This is a genomic window from Streptomyces lancefieldiae (assembly GCF_031845825.1).
Taxonomy (GTDB): Bacteria; Actinomycetota; Actinomycetes; order Streptomycetales; family Streptomycetaceae; genus Streptomyces; species Streptomyces lancefieldiae.
In genome coordinates, this window is the sequence record NZ_JAVRFH010000053.1 from 39434 (window position 1) to 49384 (window position 9951).

At 74.9% G+C, this 9951-nt stretch carries 6 protein-coding genes, 1 tRNA gene and 1 pseudogene; 3 read left to right on the forward strand and 5 right to left on the reverse strand.

Going from position 1 to position 9951, the window contains the following annotated elements; translation table 11 throughout:
- Positions 1–46 precede the first annotated feature (46 nt).
- From RM812_RS33825 to RM812_RS33835, 3 genes are all read left to right on the forward strand, one after another.
- Positions 47–1315, forward strand: coding sequence for a sensor histidine kinase (locus RM812_RS33825; protein ID WP_311581805.1), 1269 nt, complete (start codon positions 47–49; stop codon positions 1313–1315).
- A complete protein-coding gene (locus tag RM812_RS33830; protein ID WP_311581808.1) occupies positions 1312–1926 on the forward strand; it encodes a response regulator transcription factor in 615 nt (204 codons plus the stop codon). Before RM812_RS33825 ends, RM812_RS33830 begins: the two co-directional genes overlap by 4 nt.
- A gap of 85 nt (positions 1927–2011) precedes the next feature.
- A tRNA-Gly gene (locus RM812_RS33835) sits at positions 2012–2087 on the forward strand.
- A gap of 224 nt (positions 2088–2311) precedes the next feature.
- Here RM812_RS33835 and RM812_RS33840 read toward each other — a convergent pair.
- From RM812_RS33840 to RM812_RS33860, 5 genes and pseudogenes are all read right to left on the reverse strand, one after another.
- Entirely contained in the window at positions 2312–3211 is a 900-nt protein-coding gene (locus RM812_RS33840) for a phosphoribosylaminoimidazolesuccinocarboxamide synthase (RefSeq protein WP_311581811.1), read from the reverse strand.
- An 85-nt stretch (positions 3212–3296) separates the two neighbouring features.
- Positions 3297–4817 carry a N,N-dimethylformamidase beta subunit family domain-containing protein gene (locus tag RM812_RS33845; protein WP_311581814.1) on the reverse strand — a complete coding sequence of 507 codons (1521 nt, stop codon included), beginning with the start codon at positions 4815–4817 and terminating at the stop codon, positions 3297–3299.
- 201 nt (positions 4818–5018) lie between these two features.
- Positions 5019–7256, reverse strand: coding sequence for a M48 family metalloprotease (locus RM812_RS33850; protein ID WP_311581817.1), 2238 nt, complete (start codon positions 7254–7256; stop codon positions 5019–5021).
- Between the two features lie 350 nt (positions 7257–7606).
- Positions 7607–8860, reverse strand: coding sequence for a phosphoribosylamine--glycine ligase (purD, locus tag RM812_RS33855; protein ID WP_311581821.1), 1254 nt, complete (start codon positions 8858–8860; stop codon positions 7607–7609).
- A 278-nt stretch (positions 8861–9138) separates the two neighbouring features.
- Positions 9139–9951 (reverse strand): annotated as a pseudogene (locus RM812_RS33860) (DNA polymerase III subunit gamma and tau); the annotation flags it as partial.

Genomic DNA, 9951 nt, shown 5'->3' on the forward strand with positions numbered 1-9951 from the left:
CGGGCGGACTCGGACCAGGACCAGGGAGAGCGGGGCGGGCGGGGGCATGCGCAGGCCGAGGGGCTGGTGGCGGCGGAAGAGCACGCCGGCGAAGGTGGAGACGTACACACGGTGGTCGTTCCACTTCTTCGGGGTCCTCGAGATCCTGGCGATCGGGGTGTCGGGCTTCGACCGGACCGGGCCACGGCTCGCGACCGGGCTGACCGTGCTGGTCGCCGTGCACGCCGCGGTCGGCATGCTGGTCGCGTCCCGCGCGCTGGACTGGACGCGCGGCCGCCGCCCGCAGCCCGTGCGGCTGCTGTGGGGCTACGCCGCCGTCACGGCGGTGGTCGCGGTCGCCGCGATCGGGCTCGCGGAGCACGGACCGGGCGGCGACGACGTGGACACCGCTGCGGGGACGGTCTTCGGGGGCATCCTGTTCTTCGGCGCGGGCATGATCACGCTCGGGGTACGGGACCGGCGGCGCGTGGTCGCCGTCGTCAGCGGCTTCGGAGTGGGTGCCGGACTCGTCTCGTTCCCGCTGGGCCTGCCGGGCGTCGCCTCGGTCGTACTGGCCGCCCTCGTGCTCACGGCGGGCGGCTTCCTCGCCTTCACGTCGGTCTTCTCCGTCTGGCTGCTCAACGTGGTCTACACGCTCGACGAGGCCAAGGAGACCCGGGCCCGACTCGCCGTCGCCGAGGAACGGCTGCGGTTCGGCCGGGACCTGCACGACGTGATGGGCCGGAACCTGGCCGTGATCGCGCTCAAGAGCGAGCTGGCCGTCCAGCTGTCCCGGCGCGGACGGCCCGAGGCGGTGGAGCAGATGATCGAGGTGCAGCGCATCGCCCAGGAGTCGCAGCGGGAGGTCCGGGACGTCGTACGCGGCTACCGGGAGGCCGACCTGGAGGTCGAGCTCACCGGCGCCCGGGGGGTGCTGACGGCGGCCGGCATCGACTGCGAGGTGAGCGGTGAGACGGCCGGGCTGCCCGCCGAGGTGCAGTCGGCGCTCGGCTGGGTGGTGCGGGAGGCGACCACGAACGTGCTGCGGCACGGGGATGCGGGAAGGTGTGCCGTGATGGTGCGGTTGTCGGAGGGGCGTGTGGTGCTGACGGTGGAGAACGACGGGGTGGCGGAGACGGCCGGAACCGCCGGTACGGCCGGCACGGGTTCCGTCGGCCCCTCGGTCGGCGCCGGGGGGTCCGGGCTCGCGGGGTTGCGGGAGCGGCTGTCCGCCGTGGACGGCACGCTGGAGGCCGGGTCGGCCGGCAAGGGCGTGTTCCGGCTCAGGGCCGAGGTGCCGCTGCCGTCGGCCGCCGCGCTGGAGGTCGCGTCGTGACGACCCCCGTACGCGTGCTGCTCGCCGACGACGAGCACCTCATCCGCGGGGCGCTGGCCGCCCTGCTGTCCCTGGAGGACGACCTTCTCGTGGTCGCCGAGGCGGCCAGCGGCCCGGAGGCCCTGGCGATGGCCCAGGCGCACGTGCCGGACGTCGCCGTGCTGGATCTCCAGATGCCCGGCGCGGACGGTGTGAAGGTCGCCACATCCCTGCGCGCCGAGCTGCCCGGCTGCAAGGTGCTGATCGTGACCAGTCACGGACGGCCCGGGCATCTGAAGCGGGCGCTCGCGGCGGGTGTGCGCGGGTTCGTCCCCAAAACGGTCAGCGCCCAGCGGCTCGCCGAGCTGATCCGCACGGTGCACGCCGGAAACCGCTACGTCGACCCCGAGTTGGCCGCCGACGCGATCTCCGCCGGGGACTCGCCGCTGACCGCGCGCGAGGCCGAGGTGCTGGAGCTCGCCGCCGACGGGGCGCCCGTCGCGGAGATCGCGGAGCGCGCCGCGCTCGCGGAGGGGACCGTACGGAACTACCTGTCGTCGGCCGCGAGCAAGCTGGGGGCGGAGAACCGGCACGCGGCGGTGCGGCTCGCACGGGAGCGGGGTTGGGTATAGTGGCTGTCGCGCCACGGCGAAGTCCACGGACTGAGTCGAGGGCTCCGGTCCGGGCTTCGGCCCCGGTTTCGGCGCACGGCGCAGTGCGAACGTAGCTCAGTTGGTAGAGCGCAACCTTGCCAAGGTTGAGGTCGCGAGTTCGAACCTCGTCGTTCGCTCCACATGAGGAAGCCCCCGGTTCCGGCCGGGGGCTTCTTCGTGTCCCGCTAGGGCCTGTCTGACCATTCCCGTCGTCGCCCGGAGGGCGGCCTCGCGGCGTCAGGTGCCTGCTCTCGGCGTGCCGGGCGCAGAGCCTCGTACGGGGATGTACTCGGCTCTGCGCCCGGTGCGGCGAGAGTGCGTGCGTGGCGTCGGGAGGCAGGCGGGAATTGTCAGACAGGCCCTACTAGGACCAGGGCAGGCCCGTCAGGCGCTCGTACGCCTCGACGTACTTGGCGCGGGTGGCGTCCACGACCTGCTGCGGCAGGGCCGGCGGGGGCTGCTCGCTCTTCCGGTCCCAGCCGGACTCCGCCGAGGTCAGCCAGTCCCGCACGTACTGCTTGTCGTACGACGGCTGCGCGCGGCCCGGCTGCCACTGGTCGGCCGGCCAGAAGCGGGAGGAGTCCGGGGTGAGCACCTCGTCGGCGAGGACCAGGTCGTCGTCGGTGAAACCGAACTCGAACTTGGTGTCGGCCAGGATGATCCCGCGCTCGCGGGCGACGTCCCGGGCCCGGGAGTACACGGCGAGGGTGGCCTGGCGCAGCCGGGCGGCGGTGTCGGCGCCGACCTGGCGGGCCACCTCCTCGTAGGAGACGTTCTCGTCGTGCTCGCCGACCTCCGCCTTGGTGGCCGGGGTGAAGATCGGGGCGGGCAGCTCCGAGCCGTCGACGAGGCCCTCGGGAAGGGCGAGGCCGCAGACGGTGCGGGACTCCTGATACTCGGCCAGTCCCGAGCCGGTGAGGTAGCCACGGGCCACGCACTCCACGGGGACCATCCGCAGCGACCGGCAGACCAGGGTGCGGCCCTGCCAGTCGGCGGGGGCGCCGGGGGGCAGCTCGGTGCTCAGGACGTGGTTCGGGACCAGGTCGGCGAGCTGGTCGAACCACCACAGGGAGAGCTGGGTGAGAACCCGGCCCTTGTCGGGGATCTCGGTCGGCAGCACCCAGTCGTAGGCGGACATGCGGTCACTGGCGACCATCACGAGGTCGCCCGCCTCGTTCTGGTACAGGTCGCGCACCTTGCCGGTGTGCAGATGCACCAGACCCGGAACCTGGATCGGTTCGGGCTTTTCGACGAATCCGGACACGGTTCCTCCCCGTGGTTCTGTCCAAGTACGTCGATTCTCCCGTATGCGGCGATCGCTCTCCGCCCGGGGTGGCCGCGGACCGAGGTCAGTCCCGTTTGCAGATGCGGTCCAGGAGGTTGGCGGTGGCGCGCTGGACGCGTGCGTCGACGTGGCCCGGACGGTCCAGGGCCGGGGACCAGGCGAACGTCCCGGACGCGAAGACCCAGGCGCCCGAGGGGGCCCGGTACAGCGACGTCTCCTGGTGGCGGCGGGCGCCGTCGGCGTCGGTGTACGGGGAGTGGGCGAGCAGGACGCGCTCGTCGTGCTCGGGGAGCGAGGTGCGCGGGAAGTAGCGGTCGGCCTCGCCCGCGACCAGGCCCTCGACCGCGTCGCCCTCGTGGGCGCCGGTGGCCTCCCAGAGCCAGTGGTCGGCGTTGCGGACGATCAACGGGTGCGGTTCGGGGACGCGGCCGACGTACTGGATGCCGAGCAGTTGCTGTTCGGGGCGGTCGATCTCCCGCCACAGCACGGGCCGGCCCGGGCCCTGGCGCTTGCGGCAGGTCAGCAGGCGGTCGGGGGCGCCGGACGGGGAGGGGGCGAGCTCCACCTGCCAGTACATGGTGTTGGCGGAGAGGAAGACCAGGGATGTGCCCTGCTCGCGGGCGAGTTCCGTGGTGCGGCGCATGGGGGCGGACCAGTACTCGTCGTGCCCGGGGAAGACCAGGCCCCGGTAGCGGGTCGGGTCGACGCGGCCCGCGTGCAGGTCGCGTGCGTCGGCGTAGGCGACGTCGTAGCCGTAGCGCTCGGCGAAGCGGATGAAGTCGTAGGCGTGGCCCACGTGCAGGGGCAGCCCCGCGCCCGCGTACGGCCGGTCGAAGGAGACGGTCGTCGCGGCGTCCGACTCGCCCAGCAGCCGGCCCTCGTCGTCCCAGGCGTGGTAGAGGCTGGCACCGGTGCGGCCGTCCTCCGGGTAGAGGTTGTACGCCTGCCAGGTGACGTCCGGCAGGACGAGGAGCAGGTCGGCCGGGTGGCTGTCGCGGACCGTGAAGGGGACGTGGGAGCGGTAGCCGTCGGCGGTGGTGAGGACGGCGACGTACGCGCCGATGTTCCAGTACGGCGGGATCTGCAGCCGCCAGGACAGCCACCAGTGGTGGCACGAGACCGTGCGGTCCGCGGTGAGCGGTGGGGGCTGGACGATGCCGGACAGGCGGGGGCTGGTGGTGATCTTCGCGGCGCCGTCGCCGCCGTAGTGGCCGATCCGGTAGACGTCGACGCCGAACTCCTGGGGCGGGTCGACGGTGATGTGGAAGTCGATCGACTCGCCGGGGGCGGCGGCTCCGGTCGCGGTGAAGCCCTTGATCTGGCACCGGACGTCGTCCGCGGCGCGCGGGCCGCCGCCGTCGGTGCGCCGCGCCGGGGTGTGCCGGGGCGTCCCCCCCGCCCGGGGCTGCTCGGCGTCCGGGGCCTGGGCGGTGTCCGGGTCCGCGTACCAGGGGACGATCTGGCCGGTGTCGCCGAAGTACGTCTCGCCGCCGCGCAGCCAGGGGACGGGCCCCTGTCCGAAGGGGTCCGTCACGGCGTGCGCGAGTGCTCCCGACTCCCAGCGGCGGATCTGCTCGGGCCCCATGGGACAGTCCCCTCCCTTGTGCCCCCGTGGTCGTGCGTATGACGAACGCCTTTGCCATGTGCGCGATCGGTCCCCAGCACATCACATCTCGCGCGCGTGTTGTCACTGTTCGTTGCGAAGTGGCCGAAAGTGGAAGACGGGGATCCGGTTCGGTGGCCGGGAGGGCGGGCGTCGGGTCGGGTGGGGTGTCGGGTACCGGCGTCAGACCAGGCGCACCGGCTTCTCCGGGCGTATGCCGAGCTCGGTCATCCAGGCGCGCAGGGGGCCGGGGTCACCCCTCTCGACGAGGCTGAGGACACGGGGAGCCAGATCCCCCGCGCGGGCGCCGTCGACCAGGAGGGACGGGCCGTCGAGCCAGTCGAGTCCGGGCGCCGCGCCCGCGGTGTCCATCGCCGCGCAGCACACCATCGCGGTGATGTGGGCGGTCAGGATCTCGCGGCCGGTGCGCGGGGGTTGGAGGGGGAGGAGGGGGAGCACCCGGTCGTCCCAGAGGGCGGTGCCGGGGCCGGTCGGACCTGCGGCTGCGCCCTGGGCCGGCGACGGGGGCCGGGTGGCCGACGCCTCCTCCCGGGCCAGCTGAGCACTGAGCCCGGCGGCCAGCGCGGCGCCGCGGGGGGTGGTGCAGACGAGGTCGTCATGGTCGGCGCCCGCAAACCCGGCAGGAACCACGTGCCCGTCAGCGACCGCCGAACCGCCAGTGGCACCAGGGCCGTCAGTGGCCGCAAGCCGGTCGGCGGTGACAGGCCCATCGGCGGCAGCGGGCCCGGGAGGGGCCACGGGCCCGCCAGCGGGCGCGGGCTCGGCAGGGGGCGCGGGCTCGGCAGGGGACGCGGGCTCGGCAGGGGACGCGGGCTCGGCAGGGGACGCGGGCTCGGCAGGGGGCGCGGGCTCGGCAGGGGCTGCGGGCTCGGCAGGGGCTGCGGATCCGTCGATGGCCGCAGGTCCGGCGACGGGCGCAGACCCGTCGGCAGGCGCAGGCGCGGCAGGGGCCACAGGCCCCCCAGCGGGCGCAGGCCCGTCGGCAGGGGCCACAGGCCCGGCGGCAGGCGCGAGCGCGTCGGCGGGCGCAGGACCGTCGAGGGTCACAGGCCCGGCGGCGGGCGCAGGACCGTCGAGGGTCACAGGCCCGGCGGTGGGTGCAGGACCGGCGGTGGGTGGTGGGGGCGGGGTCGTGAGGTGGTCCAGGACGCGGGACAGGGTGGGGCCGTCGGTGCCCGGTGTGGTGCGGCGGACGCCCAGGGTGTCCAGCACACGGTGGAGGCGGGCCGCCTCCGTCCGCCAGCTCCGGTCGACGACCTCCTCGGGATACTCGTCCCACTCCACCGGCGACCAGTCCGGGCCGGTCTCGGCCGGCCCGCCGTGGAAGAGCCGCGCGGCGAGGAGGGAGACCGCCTCGTCGATCACCCCGGGCTCCTCCAGCAGGTCGCAGGCGGGACGCTCGCCCAGCCGGGAGGCGAAGCCCTCGGCCAGGCGGTCCCGGCGGGACAGTTCCGTGAGCGCCGCGACGACGCCCACGTCCAGCCGGGACGGCCAGCGCCCCATCCGCCAGGCGGGAAGCGCCACCCGGGTCAGCAGCCGGTCCCAGCCCGCGTAGGCGAGTCCGACCTGTTCCTGGGCGACTATCCGCAGGCCGTAGTCCACGGCCTTCGCGCGCTCGGCGGCAGCCGCCGCGACCCCGCGCTCCATTTCGGTCGCGTGAACGCGACAGCTGCGCAGCAGGAGCCGGGACACCTGGCCCAGGCCCGCGCAGACCACGCGGGACAGCAGGCAGCCCTTCCGCGTCGAGGCCACCGCCACCGCCGCGTCCAGGCCCCGTATGAAGCGGCGGGCCGCGGCTATGTCGGGGTGCGCCGAGGGTCCCGTACCGGCGACGACCGGGGCGAGGACCGCGCGCAGCTCGCCGACGCGCATCCACCACAGGAACGGGGAGCCGATGACGAGGACCGGGGCGGCGGAGCTGCGGCGGTGGGCGGCCGTGCCCACGCCGGCCACGTCGTCGTGCGTGTCCACGGGCGGCGGGCCGTGGGCCGGGTGCGTGCGGTCCTCCAGCCAGCTGTCGCAGTCCGGCGTGAGGGCTATCGCGGAGGGGGCGGGAACGTCGAGCCGCTCGGCCAGGTCGCGCACCATCCGGTAGAGGTCCGGCGCCGACGCCTCGGCGACCGTGACCGTCGGGGTCGCGGCGGGCCGCGCTCGGGCGACGACCAGGGCCACACCGGCGGCTGCCACCAGGACGAGGAACCCGAGCGCGGACACGGCCCAGCGGGCGACGCCCCAGCCCACTCCCACGAGATGGCCGGTGGAACCGCCCACGAGCAGGATCACGGCGGCGGCAGCGGGCAACAGGGCGACGGCCACTGCCCGGGAACGGACGCGCAGCACGGCCAGCGCCCGCTGGCGCGCGGCCTGCGCGCCCATCTCCACACCACCGATACCGGTCACGGCCGGACCTCACCCCCTCCTTGCTGCGCCGGGCTGTCCTGCTGGTCGTCGTGCTCGCCTTGCTGAGCCTTCTCGTCCTGCTGCGCTCCTGTTGTTGCCCACTCCCCCACTGTGGCACCCGCCACTGACATCGCAATGCCGGTGAGCCAAGTGCCGGAACGCTTGCGCGGCACCCTAGTTGGGGCCTTCGCGTCCGTCAGCCGTATGGCGCATCGGTCACTCGATGGAATGGCTTTGGGGAAAGGTGGATGACACACAGCAAGGATCAGGCCCCGGCTCCTGAGACGGAGCCGGGGCCTGTCGGGTTCGGACGGAGAGGAGTGGGTCTCCCCGGAACGGTGCGTCGCGGGTTACGCGCCCGCCGCCGCCTTCGCCGCGATGTCCGTACGGTGCTGGGAGCCGTCGAGACCGATGCGGGCGACCGCCCGGTAGGCGCGGTCGCGGGCCTCGGTGAGGTCCGCGCCGGTGGCCGTGACGGACAGGACGCGGCCACCGGCGCTGACGACGGTGTCGCCCTCGCTCCTGGTGCCGGCGTGCAGGACGTAGGCGTGCGGGGCGTCCTCGGCGGCCACCTCGTCGAGGCCGGTGACCGGATCGCCGGTGCGCGGGGTGCCGGGGTAGTTGTGGGAGGCGACGACCACGGTGACGGCCGCGTCGTCGCTCCAGCGCAGGGGCTCCAGGTCGGCGAGGTTGCCGGTGGCGGCGGCCATCAGCAGACCGGCGAGCGGGGTCTTCAGGCGGGCCAGCACGACCTGCGTCTCGGGGTCGCCGAAGCGGGCGTTGAACTCGATGACGCGGACGCCTCGGGAGGTGATCGCGAGACCGGCGTACAGCAGACCGGAGAACGGGGTGCCCCGGCGGCGCATCTCGTCGACGGTCGGCTGGAGCACGCTCTCCACGACCTCGTCGACCAGCTTGGGGTCGGCCCACGGCAGCGGCGAGTACGCGCCCATGCCGCCGGTGTTCGGGCCCTCGTCACCGTCGAGGGCGCGCTTGAAGTCCTGGGCGGGCTGGAGCGGGCGGACGTTCTCGCCGTCGGTGATGGCGAAGAGGGAGACCTCGGGGCCGTCCAGGTACTCCTCGATGACGACGCGGTCGCAGGCCACCGCGTGCGCCCGGGCCGCCTCGATGTCGTCGGTGACGACGACGCCCTTGCCGGCGGCGAGCCCGTCGTCCTTGACGACGTACGGGGCACCGAAGGCGTCGAGGGCCGCGTCGACCTCGGCCGGGGTGGTGCAGACGTACGAGCGGGCCGTGGGTACGCCGGCGCCGGCCATGACGTCCTTGGCGAAGGCCTTGGAGCCTTCGAGCCGCGCGGCCTGTCCGGAGGGGCCGAAGACCGGGATGCCCGCCTCGCGCACGGCGTCGGCGACCCCGGCGACGAGGGGCGCCTCGGGCCCGACCACGACCAGCTCGGCGCCGAGCTCGGTGGCCAGCGCGGTGACGGCCGCGCCGTCGAGGGCGTCGACCGGGTGCAGCTCGGCGACCTCGGCGATCCCGGCGTTGCCGGGTGCGCAGTGCAGCGCGGTGACGTCGGGGTCGAGGGACAGGGAACGGCACAGGGCGTGTTCGCGGGCGCCGCCGCCGATGACAAGGACCTTCACGGGGTCAGCCTAATGGGAACCGGCCGGAGCGGTTTGTGCGGGCTTCCGAAGCGGCGGGCGACGCGGGCCTGGCGTTTCCTCCAATGCGAGCGCGCCGGGCCGCCCGTGCCGGGCGCCTTGACCGCCCCTGCCGGGTGCCGGAACACCGGCCCCGCCGGGACCGCTGGGACCGCCGGGCCCCCGTCCCGCGTGCCGGACCACCCCTGCCCGGAGCACCGGACCACCCGCCCCGCGCGCCGGACCGCCCCTGCCGGGAGTGCCGGCCGCGCGGGCCGGCACTACTCGTGTGCGATCTCCTCCACGACGGTCGCCCCCAGCTCGCGTACGAGCAGTTCCTTGCCGGAGAGGGCCGACTCGTCGAGGTCGGGGTCGTCGTCCTCCGGGATGTCGTCCTCCGGGGAGACCGGGCGCGGCGCCGGAGGCTCGGGGGCCGTGGGCCGGGGGGCCGGGGCGGCCGGGGCGGCCGCGGGGGCGGAGGCCGGGGCCGCCCCGGCGGGCGAGGGCGGCGCGGTGGCCTGGGACGGGGCCGCGGGCGCCGGCGCCGCCGGGCGCTGCGCGGGCGCGCCGCCGCCGTACCCACCGCCACCTGAGCCGCCGTACCCACCGCCACCGGAGCCGCCGTAGCCGGCGGAGGGTGCGGGTGCCGAACCGCCGGAGGGGTCGACGATCGCCTCGATCTTCCACTGCACGTTGAACTGCTCGGCGAGGGCCTGCCGCAGTACGTCCTCGCTGCCGCTGCTCAGGAAGTTGTCGCGGGCGCCCGCGTTGACGAAGCCGATCTGGAGGGTCGTGCCGTCGAAGCCGGTCACCTGGGCGTTCTGGCTGAGCAGGATCCAGGTGAACCGGCGGCGGTTCTTGACCGCCTCCAGGATGTTGGGCCACAGCGCGCGCGGGTCGGGCCCACCACCGCTCGGGGCCGGGGCAGCGGGCGCGGCCGGGGCGGCCGCCGTCGCGGGTGCCGGTGCCGGGGCGGGCGTCGACGGCCCCGGCGAGGTCGGTGCCTGGGGCCGTCCACCACCCGCGGGAGCGGCCGTGGGCCACCCTCCGGGCCGCCGTCCGCCGCCCGCGGGAGCCGCGGTGGGCCAGGCGCC